Annotated in this window: 13 protein-coding genes and 1 pseudogene; 10 read left to right on the top strand and 4 right to left on the bottom strand. The window is 53.7% G+C overall.

Annotation, left to right across the window (positions count from 1 at the left end):
• Positions 1-29: 29 nt before the first annotated feature.
• Entirely contained in the window at positions 30-1700 is a 1671-nt protein-coding gene (recN, locus tag ACJJIJ_RS14370; RefSeq protein ID WP_444937702.1) for a DNA repair protein RecN, read from the bottom strand.
• 232 nt (positions 1701-1932) lie between these two features.
• On the opposite strand from recN, the gene grpE reads away from it, so the two are divergent.
• The 3 genes from grpE (at position 1933) to dnaJ (ending at position 6000) form a co-directional block, all read left to right on the top strand.
• Positions 1933-2574, top strand: coding sequence for a nucleotide exchange factor GrpE (gene grpE / locus ACJJIJ_RS14365; protein ID WP_252083240.1), 642 nt, complete (start codon positions 1933-1935; stop codon positions 2572-2574).
• 123 nt (positions 2575-2697) lie between these two features.
• Positions 2698-4650, top strand: a complete 1953-nt coding sequence (gene dnaK / locus ACJJIJ_RS14360) for a molecular chaperone DnaK (RefSeq protein WP_252083239.1) — start codon at positions 2698-2700, stop codon at positions 4648-4650.
• 225 nt (positions 4651-4875) lie between these two features.
• Positions 4876-6000, top strand: a complete 1125-nt coding sequence (gene dnaJ / locus ACJJIJ_RS14355; protein ID WP_252083238.1) for a molecular chaperone DnaJ — start codon at positions 4876-4878, stop codon at positions 5998-6000.
• Between the two features lie 132 nt (positions 6001-6132).
• On the opposite strand, the gene ACJJIJ_RS14350 is transcribed toward dnaJ, so the two are convergent.
• Positions 6133-6588 carry a hypothetical protein gene (locus ACJJIJ_RS14350; protein WP_444937701.1) on the bottom strand — a complete coding sequence of 152 codons (456 nt, stop codon included), beginning with the start codon at positions 6586-6588 and terminating at the stop codon, positions 6133-6135.
• A 238-nt stretch (positions 6589-6826) separates the two neighbouring features.
• On the opposite strand from ACJJIJ_RS14350, the gene dapB reads away from it, so the two are divergent.
• From dapB to greA, 7 genes and pseudogenes are all read left to right on the top strand, one after another.
• Complete coding sequence (gene dapB / locus ACJJIJ_RS14345) at positions 6827-7642, top strand: 4-hydroxy-tetrahydrodipicolinate reductase (protein WP_444937700.1); 816 nt, start codon at positions 6827-6829, stop codon at positions 7640-7642.
• A 235-nt stretch (positions 7643-7877) separates the two neighbouring features.
• Positions 7878-8162 (top strand): annotated as a pseudogene (locus ACJJIJ_RS14340) (ATP-dependent zinc protease family protein); the annotation flags it as partial.
• Positions 8163-8291: 129 nt separating this feature from the next.
• Positions 8292-9230: a 30S ribosomal protein S6--L-glutamate ligase gene (gene rimK / locus ACJJIJ_RS14335; protein WP_444939584.1), complete on the top strand. Its 939-nt coding sequence runs from the start codon at positions 8292-8294 to the stop codon at positions 9228-9230.
• Positions 9231-9284: 54 nt separating this feature from the next.
• Positions 9285-9998: a YfiR family protein gene (locus ACJJIJ_RS14330; RefSeq protein WP_444937699.1), complete on the top strand. Its 714-nt coding sequence runs from the start codon at positions 9285-9287 to the stop codon at positions 9996-9998.
• Positions 9999-10329: 331 nt separating this feature from the next.
• The gene (gene carA, locus ACJJIJ_RS14325) at positions 10330-11478 is read left to right on the top strand and encodes a glutamine-hydrolyzing carbamoyl-phosphate synthase small subunit (protein ID WP_444891979.1); all 1149 of its coding nucleotides are present in this window, start codon (positions 10330-10332) and stop codon (positions 11476-11478) included.
• 112 nt (positions 11479-11590) lie between these two features.
• Entirely contained in the window at positions 11591-14818 is a 3228-nt protein-coding gene (gene carB / locus ACJJIJ_RS14320; RefSeq protein ID WP_252083233.1) for a carbamoyl-phosphate synthase large subunit, read from the top strand.
• Between the two features lie 86 nt (positions 14819-14904).
• The gene (greA, locus tag ACJJIJ_RS14315) at positions 14905-15381 is read left to right on the top strand and encodes a transcription elongation factor GreA (RefSeq protein WP_252083232.1); all 477 of its coding nucleotides are present in this window, start codon (positions 14905-14907) and stop codon (positions 15379-15381) included.
• A gap of 65 nt (positions 15382-15446) precedes the next feature.
• On the opposite strand, the gene ACJJIJ_RS14310 is transcribed toward greA, so the two are convergent.
• A complete protein-coding gene (locus ACJJIJ_RS14310) occupies positions 15447-16325 on the bottom strand; it encodes a hypothetical protein (protein ID WP_444937698.1) in 879 nt (292 codons plus the stop codon).
• A 502-nt stretch (positions 16326-16827) separates the two neighbouring features.
• Positions 16828-17718, bottom strand: coding sequence for a hypothetical protein (locus ACJJIJ_RS14305; protein ID WP_444937697.1), 891 nt, complete (start codon positions 17716-17718; stop codon positions 16828-16830).
• Positions 17719-18683: the final 965 nt, after the last annotated feature.

The following is an 18683-nucleotide window of genomic DNA, read 5'->3' as shown; positions in this document are numbered from 1 at the left end:
GGCTGTTCTGAGATTGCCCTGGGGGCAGCTCAAAGGGTCCTGGTCAACATCTCTTCCGCATGGGCCAGTGACTGCGGGCTGGGTTGCCCTCCGAGCATGCGTGCGATCTCTTCACGGCGCTCGCCGTTTTTCAATTCACGCAAAGCCACAAACGCCTGCTCACCATCACTGTGCTTCTCCACCAGATATTGGCGGTGGGCTCGCGCAGCCACCTGGGCCAGGTGGGTGACGCAGATCACTTGGCCGCTACAGCCATTGCGGGTCTCTCCCAGCTGGCGCAGTAGGCGGCCTACCACGTCGCCAGTGGCGCCGCCGATACCGACGTCCACTTCATCAAAGACCAGGGTGGGGGTGCGTGAAGTCTGTGCCGTGACCACCTGTACGGCGAGGCTTACCCGAGAAAGCTCACCGCCGGAGGCGATCCTGCCCAGTGGGCGCGGTGGCTGGCCGGGGTTGGTGGAAATTAAAATTTCCACTTCCTCCAGGCCGTGGCTGCAAGGCTTGTCGAGAGCTTGTAAGGCAAGTTCGACCTTGGCGTGCGGCATGGCCAAATCCACCAGTTGCCGATTGACCGATTCGGCGAGTGTGATCGCTGCCCCACGCCGTAGCTCGCTTAATTTTGCTGCGACTGCCCGAAACTCTTTTTCCAGTTTGCTGCAGGTTTCGGCGAGGCGCTCCAAGGTATCTTCCGTGCCGATATCTTCCAGTTCCTCTTGCAGCTGTCGCTGCAGGGCCGGTAGCTCACTGGGTTGTACACGGTGTCTGCGCGCCGCCTGGTAAATAGCACTGAGGCGCTCCTCAACTTCACTGAGCCGCTCAGGGTCCATCTCGAAGCGATCGATATGTCGCGACAAAGTACCGGCCGCTTCGTCGATCTGAATTCGCGCACTATCGAGCATCTGCGCCACCTCGACCAGGGCCGGCGCCTGTTCGGGCATGGCGGAAAGCAGTTGCAGGGCGCGGTGCAGTTGTTCGGCGATATCGCCCTCACCGCCGGACAGCAGCGCGGCCAGCTGATAGCTGCCGTTAAGAATATCGCCGGCATTGGCCAGCTGACGCTGCTCGCTCTCCAGGGCCTCTATCTCACCTTCGCTCAAATCCAGTTGTTCCAGCTCGCGCAGCTGGTACTGCAGTAGGTTGCGGCGCGCCTCGGCCTCCTCAACGCTGTCGGCCAGATTGCGGTAGCGGCGGTATTGGTCCTGCCAGGTCTTGTAGCGACTGCGGGTTTCGGCGGCCAGTTCCTGGGCTTGGGCGTACTCATCGAGCAGGCGGCGGTGGGTTTCCTTCTTCAGCAGGGACTGGTGCTCGTGCTGGCTGTGGATATCAATCAGTTGCTCACCCAGGGCGCGCTGCTGCAGCAGCGTCACCGGCTGGCCGTTGATATAGGCCCGTGAGCGGCCATCGGCGCCGATGGTGCGGCGCAGTATCACTTCCTGCCCGCTATCTAGCTCCTGGGATTTAAGCCAATCGCTGGCGTTGGGGTAGCCGGAGATATCGAAGGTGGCACTTATATCGGCGCGGTTGGCTCCAGCGCGTACCAGTTCGGCACTGCCGCGACCACCCAGGGCGAGCCCGAGTGCATCTAGGGTGATGGATTTGCCCGCGCCGGTCTCGCCGGTGAGGGTGCTGGTACCTGGGCCGAACTCCAACTCCAGTTGGTCCACCAGGGTGAATTGGCTGATAGACAGGTGCAGCAACATATAGAGATCGCTTCTGTGTCCTTTTCTTATGGGTGGGTCTGAATACCCAATCAGTGGTTATTTATACAGTATTCCTTTCTGGTTAGCTATAGCGTCAAGCGCAGATTCTCCAGCTATTGCGCGCTAGCGCAAAAAACCACTTGAACTGTGCGGGGATGGCCCCATATAGCCCCCAGAGCCCGCAGGACGGGCCCAACTCATTACTGACAGAGTCGACGCGACGGAGAAAGCAGTGGCCAGAGAGCGCAGCGAAGAAGATCAGATTACAGAGGGGGTGCAGCCGGAAGCACTGGCTGATGAGCACCTGACAGCGACAGACGAGGCGGCTTCCGCGGAGATTGAAGATCCCACCGCGACCGAGCGCGAGCAGGCTGAGCAAGCATTGCACGAAGAAGCCGAGAGTGCCGATGCGCTGCACGATGAAATTATCAAGCTGCAAGAGCAGTTAGTGGTGCAGAAAGACCTCGCTCTGCGCGCCCAGGCTGAAGAGCAGAATGCCCGTCGTCGCGCCCAGCAGGATGTGGATCGCGCACGCAAATTTGCAGTGGAAAAACTGCTGCAGGATTTGTTGCCGGTTGTGGACAACCTGGAGCGCGCCCTCGCCACCATTGATAGCGCTGATGAAAGCAATAAAGCATTGGTGGAAGGTATCGAGCTTACTCATAAATCTTTCGTCGACACCCTGACGAAAAATTCTGTGGAAGTTGTCGATCCAGCTGGTGAGCCCTTCGACCCAGAGCTGCACCAGGCCATGACCCAGGTGCCGAATGGGGAGGTGGAGCCGAACACGGTTCTAGAGGTATTTCAAAAAGGCTATCGCCTCAATGGTCGCCTGGTTCGCCCGGCCATGGTTGTGGTTAGTAAGGCCCCGTAACGGCAAATGCGTGAAACGGCCTTGAATTTCGCTGGCCGGCACCAATATAGCTGACATCAAGAATTATTCGCGCGCTGCATACAGAACAGAGCTGGCAGCGCGTAACAAATGAGGATTTTACAGATGGGAAAAATTATCGGCATCGACCTGGGTACCACCAACAGCTGTGTGGCGGTACTGGATGGTGACAAAGCGCGTGTAATCGAGAACGCCGAAGGCGATCGTACTACACCTTCTATTGTTGCCTTCACTGACGACAACGAAATCCTGGTAGGCCAGTCTGCCAAACGTCAGGCGGTGACCAATCCCCAGAATACTCTGTTTGCGGTTAAGCGTTTGATCGGCCGTAAATTCAAAGACGACGTTGTACAGAAAGATATCAAGATGGTGCCTTACACCATCACTGAAGCCGACAACGGCGACGCTTGGGTAGAAGTGAAAGGCGATAAAAAAGCTCCGCCGCAGATCTCTGCCGAAGTTCTGAAGAAAATGAAAAAGACTGCAGAAGACTTCCTCGGCGAGAAAGTTGACGCTGCAGTAATTACTGTACCGGCTTACTTCAACGACTCGCAGCGCCAGGCCACTAAAGACGCCGGCCGTATCGCGGGCCTGGACGTTAAACGTATTATCAACGAGCCGACTGCTGCTGCTCTGGCCTACGGCCTGGACAAGCAGGGCGGTGACCGCACTGTAGCGGTATACGACCTGGGTGGTGGTACCTTTGATATCTCCATTATCGAAATTGCCGATGTAGATGGTGAGAAGCAGTTCGAAGTACTGTCCACCAACGGTGACACTTTCCTCGGCGGTGAAGATTTCGACCTGCGTCTGATCGAATACCTCGCAGACGAGTTCAAGAAAGACCAAGGCATCGACCTGAAAGGCGATCCCCTGGCGATGCAGCGCCTGAAAGAAGCTGCGGAAAAAGCCAAGATCGAGCTGTCCTCCAGCCAGCAGACCGAAGTCAACCTGCCGTATATCACTGCAGATGCCACCGGTCCCAAGCACTTGGTGGTTAAGCTGACCCGCGCCAAGCTGGAAAGCCTGGTAGAAGATCTGGTTACCCGTTCTCTGGAGCCGGTAAAAATCGCTCTGCAAGATGCCGACCTGTCCGCTTCTGGCGTCGACGAAGTGATCCTGGTTGGTGGTCAGACCCGCATGCCGCTGGTACAGCAGAAAGTCACCGAGTTCTTCGGTAAAGAGCCGCGCAAAGACGTTAACCCAGACGAAGCTGTTGCCATGGGTGCCGCTATCCAGGGCGCCGTACTGTCCGGAGATGTTAAAGACGTACTGCTGCTGGACGTAACCCCGCTGACCCTGGGTATCGAAACCATGGGTGGCGTTGCGACTCCGCTGATCGACAAAAACACCACTATCCCCACCAAGAAGTCCCAGGTGTTCTCCACTGCGGAAGATAACCAGACTGCGGTAACCATTCACGTGGTACAGGGTGAGCGCAAGCAGGCTTCCCAGAACAAATCCCTGGGTCGTTTTGACCTGGCCGATATCCCGCCGTCCCCCCGCGGTGTACCGCAGATCGAAGTGACCTTCGATATCGATGCCAACGGTATCCTGCACGTACACGCGAAAGATAAGGCCACTGGTAAAGAGCAGTCCATCGTGATCAAAGCTTCCTCCGGTCTGTCCGAGGACGAGATCGATAAGATGGTTCAAGACGCAGAGGCGAATGCCGAAGCTGATAAGCAGTTCGAGGAGCTGGTGCAAACCCGCAATACCCTCGACGGCCTGATCTCTGCCACCAAGAAGACCCTGGAAGAAGCCGGCGACAAAGCCACCGCTGAAGAGAAGTCTGCAATCGAAGCGGCTATCAAAGAAGCGGAAGAAGCGGTGAAAGGCAATGACAAGGCTGCTATGGAAGCTGCCACCACCAAGCTGACCGAAGCTTCTGGCCCGGTTGCACAGAAGATGTACGCCGAGCAGGCCCAGGCCGCTGGCGCTGAAGGTGCCGCTGGTGCAGGCGCTCAACAGGGCGAGCAGCAGCAATCTTCCGCTGGCGACGATGCGGTAGATGCAGAGTTCGAAGAAGTAAAGGACGACAAGAAAGAAGGTAAGTAAGCGTTCGCTTGCATTTCCGGTGGCAGCTTTTAAAGTGGCCACCGGAGAACTTCAGGGGCGCGGCGCCTTCTTTTTAGGCCCCGCGCCCTGTGTTGTTTCAGGTATCCATCAAAGTTTGTACAGAGTTCGCAGTTTGGTGGTGCTCCGCAATGCGGGGCTTGGTTAGAAACCGAGAAGTAGAAAGAGTTTGGCCGTTCTTGATGCCGGACCAGAGAACATAGTTTTATGTCGAAACGCGATTATTACGAAGTCCTCGGCGTCGAGCGCGGCGCTTCGGATGCAGAGCTGAAGAAAGCCTACCGCCGGGTGGCGATGAAGTTTCACCCGGACCGCAATCCCGATGATGCGGAAGCAGAAAACAAATTCAAAGAAGCCAACGAGGCCTACGAAATACTGTCCGATTCGCAGAAACGCGCGGCTTATGATCAATTTGGTCACGCCGGTGTAGAGGGGCAAATGGGTGGTGGCGGCGCCGGTGGCTTCGGCGGTTTCTCCGATATCTTCGGCGATGTATTTGGCGATATCTTCGGTGGGGGCGGTGGCGGCCGTCGGGGTGGCCCCGCGCGCGGTTCAGACCTGCGTTACGACTTGGAACTGGACCTGGAAGACGCAGTGCGCGGTACCACGGTCAAGATCCGTGTGCCAACGCTCGCTTCCTGTAATACCTGCCACGGTTCAGGCGCTAAGCCAGGTTCCTCTCCGCAGACCTGTAGCACCTGTGGTGGTGCCGGTCAGGTGCGTATGCAACAGGGCTTCTTCTCTGTTCAGCAAACCTGCCCCAACTGTCGCGGTCGCGGTACCACTATCTCCGATCCCTGTGGCAGCTGCCACGGTCGCGGTCGGGTTGAAGAGACCAAGACTCTGTCCGTTAAGGTTCCGCCAGGTGTGGATACTGGCGATCGTATCCGCCTGTCCGGTGAGGGTGAAGCTGGCCCCGATGGCGGGCCCGCTGGTGATTTGTATGTACAGGTGGTGGTGAAGGAGCACGAGCTGTTCCAGCGCGATGGCAAGAACTTGTACTGCGAAGTGCCCATCAGTTTTGCTGCCGCAGCACTGGGGGGTGAACTGGAAGTGCCGACCCTCGATGGTAAGGTGAAGCTAAAGATTCCCGCCGAGAGTCAAACTGGCAAGCTGTTCCGCCTGCGTGGTAAAGGTGTCACTCCGGTGCGCGGTGGAGCTACCGGCGACTTGCTGTGTCGGGTTGTAGTGGAAACACCGGTAAACCTTTCTGGTAAACAGAAAGAGTTACTGCAGGAATTTGCCAATACCCTGAGCGAAAAGAAAAATGCACCTCGCCAGACCGGTTGGTTTGAAGGAGTGAAAAACTTCTTTGGGGATATGAAGCTTTAACGCTAAGCGAGCATCCCCAATCGCTATTCGACCATTGGTAATTTAGGGCTTATATAGTTGCTTAACGGATGAGCTCTTTTAAAAGTTAAAAGCAGGAAGAATAGCGAAAACTGGCCCGGTATCTCTGCCGGGTTAGTTGCCCTGGGCAGAACGGGCTCTCAGACGGGCAGCCAGTGCCATCAATAATTCGTGTTGAATCTTACCTAACTCCCTCATCTGTTGTTTTTTTAGTATCCCTTCCAGTTCTTTGTTTGCCTGCGCGCTAATCGCGGCCAATTGCGCACCGATTTCCCCGCGCTGCTTAGGTGTCAAAGTCAGTTTAGGGTTGTCCAAAACGCCATAGCGATCCAGTACGGCTTTTTTCTCTGCAAGGCTCTTTTGCAAGATGGGCAGTACTACTTTTTCCTGGCCAGGGGTGAGCTGCAGACGCAGCGTCACCCAATCTGTAATGTCGTCATATTTCTCCCAGAAGTCTGGGTTTGTTGTTTGCTGTTGTGCGGATACGGGCGCACTGCCAAAGGCCAGGGTTAAAGAAATAACCACCACCAATAAATGTGGCAGGTGGTTTGATCGAATCATTAGTCGCATGTTGGCGCTCCATTTACCCCTCTGGCTTAAGCCTAGCATCGTGATTTGTCATTGCTTTCACTCAATTTCAGTTAGTTGGTAATAAAAATATGTTTTGTTATTTCCTCTATGGCTGGAAGTTTTATGGTCAGTTTGGTCCCCAAAAATGATCACTTTTTAAGACTGAGTTTTTGTAGCTGCTTTCTAGTAGGGCGAGGTAAGATTCGCAGCAATATTGGGCGTAGACAGGAGTGTTGTTGTGGCAGTAAGAGTAGCAATCACCGGATTTGGCGGACGTATGGGAAGGGCCTTGGCGGAGGCACTGCTTTTAAGTGATGAGGCTGAGCTCAGCGCGGCAGTTGTACGGCCGGGCTCCAGCTTAGTGGGGGCCGATGCCGGTGAAGTTGCGGGCCTCGGGCGCAACGGTATCGCCATTGTCGATAGCCTGGATAAAGCCGACTTCGATGTACTGATTGACTTTACCGCACCACAGGCAACTGTGGATAATTCTGCCTATTGTGCAGCCAACGGACGCCCCATTGTTATTGGCACTACCGGTTTTGACTCTGAGCAGAAAAATCAGGTGCTGGCTAATGCGGGTAAGGTACCGTTGTGCCTGGCCAGTAACTTTTCTACCGGTGTAAATCTGTGCTTCAAGTTATTGGAGACCGCTGCACGGGTAATGGGTGAAGATGCCGATATAGAAATTGTTGAAGCACATCACCGCCACAAAGTGGATGCGCCTTCTGGCACTGCGTTAAGCATGGGAGAAGTCGTCGCCGAGACCCTAGGGCGGGATCTGGAGAAAGTGGCGATTTATGGACGCGAGGGCCAGACAGGTGCCCGTGAACGCGACACCATCGGTTTTGCCACTGTGCGCGGTGGTGATGTGGTCGGTGAGCACTCTGTGCTGTTCCTGGCCGAAGGGGAGCGCGTAGAAATCCGTCACCGCGCCAGCAGTCGTCTCTCTTTTGCCCGCGGTGCGGTACGCGCAGCGATATGGTTGATGGGAAATAAGCAATCGGTGCGTGGGCCGGGCCACTACGATATGCGCGATGTACTGGGGTTAAATTAATCGGATCACGCAAAAAAATCGGTAAAGGGCGGCCTTTATTCAATAGTTCTAAGGCAGTAGTTATACGGTTGATCGATAGGCGAGCCTTATTTTTATAGTGAAAGTCAATACTTCGGGTTTTCGACCCTCTAGGTAAACCAAAAATTTTTTGAGGATTTTTTGTTTGGAAAAAAAGCTGATTGTCGGCAGCGAAGAGTGGTGCGGGCTTCCCGCACTCAGCGTCCCGGCGATTAAGGTGCGTGTGGACTCCGGAGCTAAAACTTCCTGCCTACACGCATACAACATCCATACCTTTAAGCGCGATGGCGAACCCTGGGTGAGTTTTGAGGCGCATCCATTACAGCACCAACGTCGCCCATCAGTGCGTTGTGAGGCGCGGCTTTTGGATAAGAGGCTGGTGCGTAGCTCCTCTGGAGAGAGTGAAAAACGCCCAGTAATCCGTACCTCCATTTCTATTGGTGGCAGTGTATGGGATATCGAACTGACCCTGACCAATCGGGACAGCATGGGCTATCGCATGTTGCTGGGACGCGAAGCCATGATTGGGCGAATGCTGGTGGACCCGGCAGAGAGCTTCTGTATTGGCGATATCCCGAAAAGCCAGTTGGATGAATATTATCGGGATGAGCACCATATTGCCGGTACCGGCCTGCGCATCGGACTGCTGGCATCGAACCCGGATCTCTATAGCAACCGGCGCATTATGGAAGCGGGGGCCGAGCGCGGACATCGCATGAGTTTTCTCGATATCCGCCAGTGCTACATGAAGCTCGATCCTGACGAGCCGGAAGTGCACTATCGGGATGGCCGAATACTCAATAGCCTGGATGCGGTTATTCCCCGTATTCGCCCCAGCCAGACTTTTTACGGTTGTGCACTGACGCGGCACTTTGAGAGTCTGGATATTTTTGCCCTGAATGGCTCCGCCGCGATCAGCCAGTCGCGGGATAAGCTATTTTCCCTGCAGTTGTTACAGCAGAGTGGTTTGAGTATTCCCACTTCAGGCTTTGCCAACTCGCCGGTAGATACCAATGAGTTGATTGACATGGTGGGTGGGGCACCATTGATTGTGAAGTTGCTGGAGGGAACTCAGGGGCGCGGAGTGGTGTTGGCGGAAACCCGCAAAGCTGGCGAATCGGTGATTAATGCGTTTAAGTCACTTAAAGCCAATTTGCTAGTGCAGGAGTTTATCCGTGAGGCCCAGGGCAAGGATCTGCGCCTGTTTGTGATTGATGGCCGCGTGGTGGCCTCGATCCAGCGAGAGGCGGCACCGGGAGAGTTCCGCGCCAATATTCACCAGGGCGGCACCGCTTCGGTAGTTAAAGTCACAGCAGATGAAAAGCGCATAGCCATTAAAGCGGCTAAAGCGCTCGGGTTGAAAGTGGCTGGTGTGGATATTATTCGTTCGCGTAAAGGGCCGCTGTTACTTGAGGTGAACTCCTCTCCCGGTCTCGAGGGTATTGAGAGTGCCACGCGTAAGGATGTGGCCGGTGCGATGATTATGTCGATTGAGAAGGCGCTCAAATGGCACCCCGTAACAAAAAACCAGGATGGTAGTGCCGACTTGGATAGCCGTGTACCCGAGTAATCGACGGTGAACGGGGCACCGGCGGGGCAAAGCTCGGTGGGCTAACCTTCAAAGGTGGCCGGGCTTTTCGCTGGCGCGCCGTTCGAGCCTCGGCAGTGGTTGATTGCCCAGGTATCCGCCGATAGACATTTTCTGCCGGAGCAGCGCCTTCCGCCGGCAGAAGGTGTGAACTCCTGGGTATCAATGACCGTGAAGACACTCTTTGCCAGACTTTCTATCACTCGCCCATTCCTGACGATTTCCCTGATATTGGGCCTGCTGCTTGCTCCCTTGGTACAGGCCGCAGTACACCTTTCGGATACTCCCCTGGGGCGGCGTGTCATGGTGGATTACATCGTGCACTTCGCCTACAACCTGCAGTGGCCGGTCAACGCATTTGATAATTACAGTGCCCCCTTTAAGGTGTGTTTGATGGGGGGGGATTCCCTCGGCGAGCAGCTGGCTCTGCGCTTCAAGAATCAGCGTATTGATGGGCGCCGGGTGGCGCTGGAGAAAATTGGCTTCAAAGATATACTGCGCGCGCGCAAATGCCAGATCGTGATTCTCGGCTCTATGGATCGCTCCAGTCTGCTCAAGACGCTGGTTACAGTGGAGTTCTTCCCTGTCTTAACAGTGAGCGATGCCGAGCGCTTTGCTGCAACCGGCGGCATGATTGAATTTGCCGACAAAGGTGGCGAAGTGGCGCTGCGTATGAACAAAACCATGCTGGAAAAGGCCGAGCTGAAAATGGGCAACAGTCTCTTTCGTCTCGGGCAGAAGCTGGAGTAGAGAGGAATTTTTCGTCAGGTTTGGCGTATTTTTGCACTAGCGTCCAGAGGTGAATTCGCGTAGAATCTGCGCCCGATTTGGGCCGGTGCCGCGAAGCTGAATCGCGCAGCGTGAGCCTACTAAAAAGCTGGCGGCAACCGTCGGCCACTTTGTGAGAATCACGCGTGAACAGATTTTTAAAGCGAGATGAAGCTGCGATGTTTCATCTCGCTTTTTTATGCGCGCACCAGTCAGGAGCCTGCGTGCTCCGAAGCCCGCAAACCCCGCCCGGAAGCAGTTCTGAAGATTGGAGTTCAATTTGACTAAAGCTGTCCCTACGTCGGAGGCTTTCATGCCCCACAACTTTATGCAGAGTACAACTCCCGCGCTGCTGGTGCTCGCAGATGGTAGTGTCTTTGAAGGACGCGCAATCGGTGCCCATGGCAGTTCTGTTGGCGAGGTCGTGTTCAACACATCCATGACCGGCTACCAGGAGATCCTCACCGATCCCTCCTACGCCCGCCAGATTGTGACTCTGACCTACCCGCACATCGGCAACACTGGCACCAACCAGGAAGACGAAGAGTGCGCTGATATCTGGGCTGCCGGCCTGGTAATCCGCGACCTTCCGCTGCTGGCCAGCAGCTTCCGCAACGAGCAGTCCCTGGAGGACTACCTGCGCGAGCGCAATATCGTTGGTATCGCCGATATCGACACTCGTCGCCTGACCCGCCTGCTGCGTGACAAGGGCGCACAGAGCGGTTGCATCGTTGCCGGTGACAATATCGACCGCGAAGAAGCCCTGGCCAAAGCCAAGGAATTTGCCGGTCTGAAAGGGATGGACCTGGCCAAGGTAGTGAGCACCAAGGAAGCCTACCCCTTTAGCGAAGGTACCTGGGAACTGGGCGAAGGCCATAAGGCCGCGCCGGAACAGCCCTTCAAAGTGGTCGCTTACGATTTCGGTGTGAAGCGCAATATCCTGCGTATGCTGGTGGATCGCGGCTGTGACATCACCGTAGTACCGGCGGAGACTCCGGCCTCCGAAGTCTTGGCGATGAATCCCAACGGTGTATTCCTGTCCAATGGCCCCGGTGACCCCGAGCCCTGCGAATACGCGATCGCTGCAATCCGCGAAATCCTCGACGCGGGCATCCCCACCTACGGCATCTGCCTGGGCCACCAGTTGTTGGGCCTGGCGGTGGGCGGTAAAACTGCCAAGATGAAGTTCGGTCACCACGGTGGTAACCACCCGGTACAGGACCTGAACAGCACCAAGGTGATGATCACCGCGCAGAACCACGGTTTCGAAGTGGACGCCGACAGCCTGCCGGACAATGTGGAAGTTACCCACAAGTCCCTGTTCGACGGCACCTTGCAGGGTATTCACCTGAAGGACAAGCCGGCCTTCAGCTTCCAGGGACACCCGGAAGCGAGCCCGGGCCCACACGATGTGGCGCCGTTGTTTGACCACTTTATCGATTTGATGAAAGAGCGCGCCTAAGGGCGTAGCCGCCCAGGGTAGGGCAATTAACCGCCGCTTTTGCGGCGGTTTTAACAAGAAACGAATGAAATTTAGCGCAGCCGGCCTTTGCCGGTAGTAGAACGGAAGAAAGATGCCAAAACGCACAGATATCCAAAGCATTCTGATTATCGGCGCAGGCCCCATCGTGATCGGCCAGGCGTGCGAATTTGACTACTCCGGCGCCCAGGCCTGTAAGGCGCTGCGCGAAGAGGGTTACCGGGTGATCCTGGTGAACTCCAACCCGGCCACTATCATGACCGACCCGGCTATGGCCGATGCCACTTACATCGAGCCGGTGGAGTGGCGCACCGTTGCCAAGATTATCGAGCAGGAGCGCCCCGATGCCATCCTGCCCACCATGGGTGGCCAGACAGCACTGAACTGCGCCCTGGACCTGGACAAGCACGGTGTCCTGAAGGAATTCAATGTCGAGCTGATCGGTGCGGACAAAGACGCTATCGAGAAAGCGGAAGACCGCGACCTGTTCGACAAGGCGATGAAGGCGATCGGCCTGGAAACTCCACGCGCCAAGATTGTCCACTCCATGGAAGAGGCGAAGAAAGTACCGGAAGAGTTCGGCTTCCCGGTAATTATCCGTCCGTCCTTCACCATGGGTGGTTCCGGTGGCGGTGTGGCCTACAACTGGCCGGAGTTTGAAGAGATCTGTAAGCGCGGTCTCGACCTCTCCCCCACCAACGAGTTGCTGATCGACGAATCCCTGCTCGGCTGGAAAGAGTACGAGATGGAAGTGGTTCGCGATAAGAACGACAACTGCATCATCGTATGTTCCATCGAGAACTTCGACCCGATGGGCGTACACACTGGTGACTCCATCACCGTTGCTCCGGCGCAGACGCTGACCGACAAGGAATACCAGCTGATGCGCAACGCTTCTATCGCGGTACTGCGCGAGATCGGCGTTGAGACTGGTGGCTCCAACGTACAGTTCGGCGTTTGCCCGAAAACTGGCCGCGTAGTTGTGATCGAGATGAACCCGCGCGTATCCCGCTCCTCCGCACTGGCCTCCAAGGCCACCGGCTTCCCGATCGCCAAGGTCGCGGCCAAGCTGGCAGTGGGTTACACCCTGGACGAGTTGCAGAACGATATCACTGGCGGTGCTACCCCGGCGTCCTTCGAGCCGTCTATCGATTACGTTGTCACTAAGATCCCGCGCTTCACCTTTGAGAAATTCGGTGAAGCCGATGCGCGCCTGACCACCCAGATGAAGTCTGTGGGTGAAGTGATGGCAATCGGCCGTACCTTCCAGGAGTCCATGCAGAAAGCCCTGCGCGGTCTGGAAGTGGGCAGCTTCGGCCTGGAAAGCAAGATTGACCCGAGCAAAGACGGCGCTGAGACCCGTCTGCGCAGCGAACTCTCCGTTCCGGGTGCCGAGCGCATCTGGTACGTGGGCGACGCCTTCCGTATGGGCATGAGCGTCGGTGAAGTTTACGACCTGTCCGGTATCGATCCCTGGTTCCTGGTACAGATCGAAGAGCTGATCAAAATCGAAGAGCCGCTCAAGTCACTGCCCACCTCGGCGCTGACCACTGAGCAAATGCGCTTCCTCAAGCGCAAAGGCTTCTCCGATCGCCGCCTGGCAGACCTGCTGGGGGTGAGCCAGAAGACTGTGCGCGAGTTCCGCCACAAGCTGGGCGTATTCCCGTCTTACAAGCGCGTGGACACCTGTGCTGCTGAGTTCAGCACCTCCACTGCTTACATGTACTCCACCTACGATGAGGAGTGCGAAGCGCAGCCGTCCGACAAAAAGAAAATCATGGTACTCGGCGGTGGCCCCAACCGTATCGGCCAGGGCATCGAGTTCGACTACTGCTGTGTACACGCCGCTCTGGCGATGCGCGAAGACGGTTACGAGACCATCATGGTCAACTGTAACCCGGAGACTGTTTCCACCGACTACGACACTTCCGACCGCCTCTACTTCGAGCCGGTAACCCTGGAAGACGTGCTGGAAATCGTTGCCAAAGAGAAGCCGGAAGGCGTGATCGTGCAGTTCGGCGGCCAGACCCCGCTGAACCTGGCGCGCTACCTGGCCAACGAAGGTGTGCCGATTATCGGTACCACCCCAGAGCAGATCGACCGCGCCGAAGACCGCGAGCGCTTCCAGCAGATGATTATGCGTCTCGGCCTCAAGCAGCCCAAGAACGCCATTGTGCGCTCTGTCTCCGAAGCCATCCAGGCGGCGAAAGACGTGGGCTACCCGCTGGTTGTGCGCCCGTCTTACGTACTGGGCGGCCGCGCCATGGAGATCGTCTACAAAGAAGACGAGCTGCTCACCTACATGAAAGAAGCGGTACAGGTTTCCGACGAAGCGCCGGTACTGCTGGACCACTTCCTCAACGCCGCCATTGAGGTGGATATCGATGCGGTATCCGATGGCCAGGACGTTGTGATTGGCGCCATTATGCAGCACATTGAACAGTGTGGTGTTCACTCAGGTGACTCCGCCTGCTCCCTGCCGCCTTACAGCCTGCCGGCGGATGTGCAGGACCGTATGCGCGAAGAAGTGAAAGCCATGGCCCGCGAGCTTGGCGTAGTTGGCCTGATGAATACCCAGCTGGCCTACCAGGACGGCGAGATTTACGTGATCGAGGTGAACCCGCGCGCTTCCCGTACCGTACCTTTCGTCTCCAAGTGCATCGGCACTTCACTGGCGAAAGTGGCTGCACGCTGTCAGGCGGGTATCAGCCTGCAGGAACAGGGCTTTACCGAAGAGATCGTACCGGACTACTACTCCGTTAAAGAGTCTGTATTCCCGTTCAACAAGTTCCCGAAAGTGGACCCGATTCTCGGCCCCGAGATGAAGTCCACCGGCGAAGTGATGGGCGTAGGCGCTACCTTCGCAGAGGCCTTCGACAAGGGCTTGGTTGCCGCTGGCGATCGCCTGCCGGAGTCCGGCCGCGCGTTTATCTCTGTGCGTGACTTCGACAAGGCCGACGCCGTGGGCGTAGCGCGCGATCTGGTAGAGCTTGGCTTCGAAGTCATTGCCAGCCGCGGCACCGCTAAGGTCTTGCAAGAAAACGATATTCCCGTTACAACCGTCAACAAGATGAGTGAAGGTCGCCCGCATATCGTCGATATGATTAAAAACGACGAGATTGCACTGGTGGTGAATACCACCGAAGGACGCCAGGCGATTCGCGACTCTGCGGATATCCGTCGCAGTGCCGAGAACCACCAGGTGTGTTACACCACCACCCTGGCAGCGGCTCAGGCCATGGCGATGGCCATGCGTCAGGAGCAGCCGCTGCAGGTTCGCCGCCTGCAAGATCTTCACCAGCGTGTGGTAAAGCTGTCTTAATCATCTAAAAACAATCTGTCATTTCCGACCGGGCCTTGTGGCAACACAGGGCCCGGTTGCGTAGTAACAATAATGGAGGTCCCACAGTGAACCGGGTACCAATGACCGTTGAAGGCGCGGAAGCGCTGCGTTCAGAGCTGGATAATCTGAAAAAAGTCGAGCGCCCTGCGGTGGTAGAGGCCATTGCCGAAGCACGCGAACACGGTGATTTGAAGGAGAATGCCGAATACCATGCGGCGCGGGAAAAGCAGGGCTTTATTGAGGGGCGTATTCAAGAGATTGAAGCCAAGCTGTCTCACGCCCAAGTGATCGATGTGAAGTCGATTGAGCCCAGCGATAAAGTAATTTTTGGCACTACGGTAACGATTATTCACCTGGATGACGATGCTGAAGTGACCTATAAAATCGTGGGTGACGATGAAGCGGATGTGAAAAAACAAAAAATCTCAGTGAACTCCCCGATTGCCCGCGCACTGATTGGTAAGGAAGTGGGGGAAGTCGTTGTTGTGCACACGCCTTCCGGTACAGTGGAATATGAAATTGATACTGTAGAGCATCTATAAAAGATCTCTTAGTAAGAAAAAGGGCGGCCAGAGGCCGCCTTTTTTCTTTGGGGCAGGAGCAGTTTTTACTGGAGAACGAAACTGTTGTTGTTTTGGCCATACTGAAGAACCTTGGCGGTTTCATTGTGGCCAAATTGAGCAACAAGACTGTTGTTACTAGTACCGTACTGGGCGACTTCGGCGTGGTGCTTTTCACCTATTTGCCCCACGTAGACATCATTGTTGTAGCCTACTTGGATGGTTTTACCGAAGTGGTGGCTGCCGGCTTGAGAAATATCCCCTTCGTTGTTCCAACCATCTTGGTACATATGGGCTTCATGGCCATAGCCGATTTGACGAGAATCAAGATCGTTGTGACCGCCCTCTGCCTGAATAAGGTGAGTCCTGTGAGATTCACCTGTTTGGAAGGTATCAGCATGATTCATTTCGCCAGCCTGTGAGACCATGGCTTCACTGCCATAGCTATTTACCTGAGTTACAGAAGCATAGCTATAGTCGCTATTTTGTAGAATGGTGGCATGGTTACCGCTGCCAGAAAGTTGGTAAGTTCTTGCTTTATTTCCATGGCCATCCTGGAAATGGTAGGAGAAGCTGTCGTATTCATCAAACTGGAAGGTTAGGCTGCTATTGTCGATGCCCATTTGCTCGCTCATAGCTGTATTGCCTGCCCCCCCTTTTTGGTAGGCATTGGCGTAATTGCTGTAGCCCTCCTGATGCTGAAGAACCGTACTGTGATGTTCATGCTCCTGAATACTAACGGCCGTATTGTATCCCCCGTGTTGCTCCTGTTTAACATAATTGTGATGACTACCTGGGCCGGCTTGATCGATATAACCCAGGTGACCCATACCATGTTGATCCTGGTAAGCGGTATTGTCATCGGCCATGGCTGCACCACTGATCACGAAAGCAATAGCGGCAGCGATTGGGGTTAAAGTCTTCATGAGTATCTCCATTACTACTTGAAAAGAGCATCGCGTTTTGGGTTCAGCATTTACCGGCTGAGCGGGCGCACAGAATAATTCACCCGAGTATTTTGCAGTAAGCCGCTAGGCTGTGATTAGCGGCAATACTATAAATTACTCAGATATACACTCGCTTTAAGTTCCTGTACAAAAAGGTAGAATCGAAGGGAAATCAAAGATAGGAAATAGCTGTTTCATTCTGGTTGGCATCCCTGTTACTGCTTAGGAGTCCATAAGTTCGTTCCGTCTTTATTATTGTTGCTTCAGTAGCTTAGAAAAACCATAGGATAGAAGTCTTAATTGTTTAGGAGGTTAGTTTTAGCCAGGAAAGCGATAAAATAAAAAGACTTTCCTGAGTAATATATTTAATTTAAAGAATAAAGCCTGTAGAGGCTAGTAAAAAAGAATACTCTGCAGCGAGCATGGGTTCAAAAACACCAAAGACCGATAAAAGTCTTTGGTATAATGGGGGAAATAATATCTACTGGTTTACTACGGCGGTATTGCCGTAACCGGTTTGGATAATATTTACTGACCCAGAGAATCCGCTTTGGATAACTGTGGCCTCATTCATGCCGCCTGATTGATTGACAATAGCCAAGTGTCCTCCACCCATAGCGCCACCTCCAGACTGCATAATTGTCGCCTGATTCATATAGCCATCTTGATGGACGTATGCACTGTTATACCAGGAAACCTGAACAATTGTAGTGTTATTAGTTTCACCCCTTTGGATGATATCGGCCTCATTATGCATATCGGTTTGAGTTATTTCAGCATAGTGAGATATTCCTGATTGAGAAATGCCGGCGTAGTGCCCAGTACCTTCTTGTTTGATAATTGCTTCGTGATAAGAGCCATCTTGGAATATGTGCGCCTCTGAGTTGAAGCTGGCGTACTGCCCAACCATGGCGCCGTGAACAGTACCGATTTGCTCTATAACAGAAATGTTGTCACTTCCAAGATGTTGTTGAATTTCGGCTTCGTTCCCAGCGCCATTTTGACGGATAGTAGCTTGGTTATTTTTAGTGGCAATTTGATAAGTGTTAGAGCGGTTGTCCATGCCTGACTGGTAGATCAGAGTTTCATTTCCAGATCCACCCATCTGTAGGCTGTAGGCGTGATTTAATTTACCTTCTTGAACTTGGTGTATTAAGCTGTCGATTACATCAGTTTGGACAGACTTTGCATTATTTAGGCTACCATTCTGGGAGATTTTCACATGGCTATCGATGGCGCTATTATCGGATTGATCAATTAAGGCATGATTGATATTACCAATTTGATCGAGAGTGGATGAATTCTCTGCTGCATATGTCAGTCCGCTGTAAGATATCAGTAATGCGAGCGATGTAATAGGAAGCTTGCTCACTTTCAACTCCTGTTTACTTCTTTATCCATTTTGGCTCAGTGTATTTCTGGACTAGCTATACATTCACCATTTTGAAGTTAATAGCTTGTTGTTTTAACTTTAGCCTAGCTGGTATGGAAAAATGGCTGTTGGCGTAGGGAGCTTTGATTTGTGAGTATTACTTTAATGAAGGAAGGGCTGGGTTTAAATTTTTCAAAAAAAGCAGAGTGAAATGAGTTTGATGTCACCTTTAAGGCTGGATCACCTGAGGCTAAATTTTAGTTTTTTAGCTTGTTCTATAGAGCAAGCATAAAGACATTGACGTCATCAATTTGAGAGGAGGCTATGTTATTATCGTTAGTTTGTTGTACTGCAAAAATAAGGTTGAAACTACATAATCTGTGTCGCATCAATTGTAGTAGTGCTGCCGATTTGAGTTACAAACGCCGTATCCATGTTACCACCGGACTGGGATATAGTTGACACATTAATATTGCTAGATTTATCAGTTGCGCATAATTATCTATTGCCTGCTGGTTGGTAACGGAGTGGTTGATATTTTCTATTTTATTGATAGTCATAATATTTTTCTCCAGTTAATATGTTGTCACTTACATTATTGTTTCGAGCTTGAATAACGTGAATTATGTTTTACAGCGTTTTTGATCGGAGTGAGAGGTATAGCTTGAATCTACAATTTGAGGAATTAATACGCTGCTCGTGTCGCCATATTGGGTGGCGTTGATAGTATTTAAAATACTGATAATCTGCACAGAGGCTAAGATATTTCCTCTAAGAGTACCTCCTGTATGAGTGATAGTTGCTTAGTTTGTGTTTCCATCAGTCTGATTTATGCGAGAAATATTGGAACCTTTACTTTGAGTTATGGTTGTAAAGCTTAAGTTGGTGTTAGTTTGATTTATCGTTGCTAACTGCGGCGCAAAGCCACTCTGAAAAAAATTCAGCTGCGGAATTGTTGACAGATG

It is taken from the genome of Microbulbifer mixtoriginis (SeqCode), assembly GCF_052467945.1.
This window is presented reverse-complemented; position numbering and strand designations above follow the sequence as displayed.

What these genes read in the sequence shown, in the direction of transcription:
- carA (WP_444891979.1), top strand. Translation starts at nt 10,330, where the DNA reads ATGCCCCACAACTTTATGCAGAGTACAACTCCCGCGCTGCTGGTGCTC.
- dnaK (WP_252083239.1), top strand. Translation starts at nt 2,698, where the DNA reads ATGGGAAAAATTATCGGCATCGACCTGGGTACCACCAACAGCTGTGTG.
- ACJJIJ_RS14310 (WP_444937698.1), bottom strand. Translation starts at nt 16,325, where the DNA reads ATGAAGACTTTAACCCCAATCGCTGCCGCTATTGCTTTCGTGATCAGT.
- carB (WP_252083233.1), top strand. Translation starts at nt 11,591, where the DNA reads ATGCCAAAACGCACAGATATCCAAAGCATTCTGATTATCGGCGCAGGC.
- ACJJIJ_RS14350 (WP_444937701.1), bottom strand. Translation starts at nt 6,588, where the DNA reads ATGCGACTAATGATTCGATCAAACCACCTGCCACATTTATTGGTGGTG.
- recN (WP_444937702.1), bottom strand. Translation starts at nt 1,700, where the DNA reads ATGTTGCTGCACCTGTCTATCAGCCAATTCACCCTGGTGGACCAACTG.
- dnaJ (WP_252083238.1), top strand. Translation starts at nt 4,876, where the DNA reads ATGTCGAAACGCGATTATTACGAAGTCCTCGGCGTCGAGCGCGGCGCT.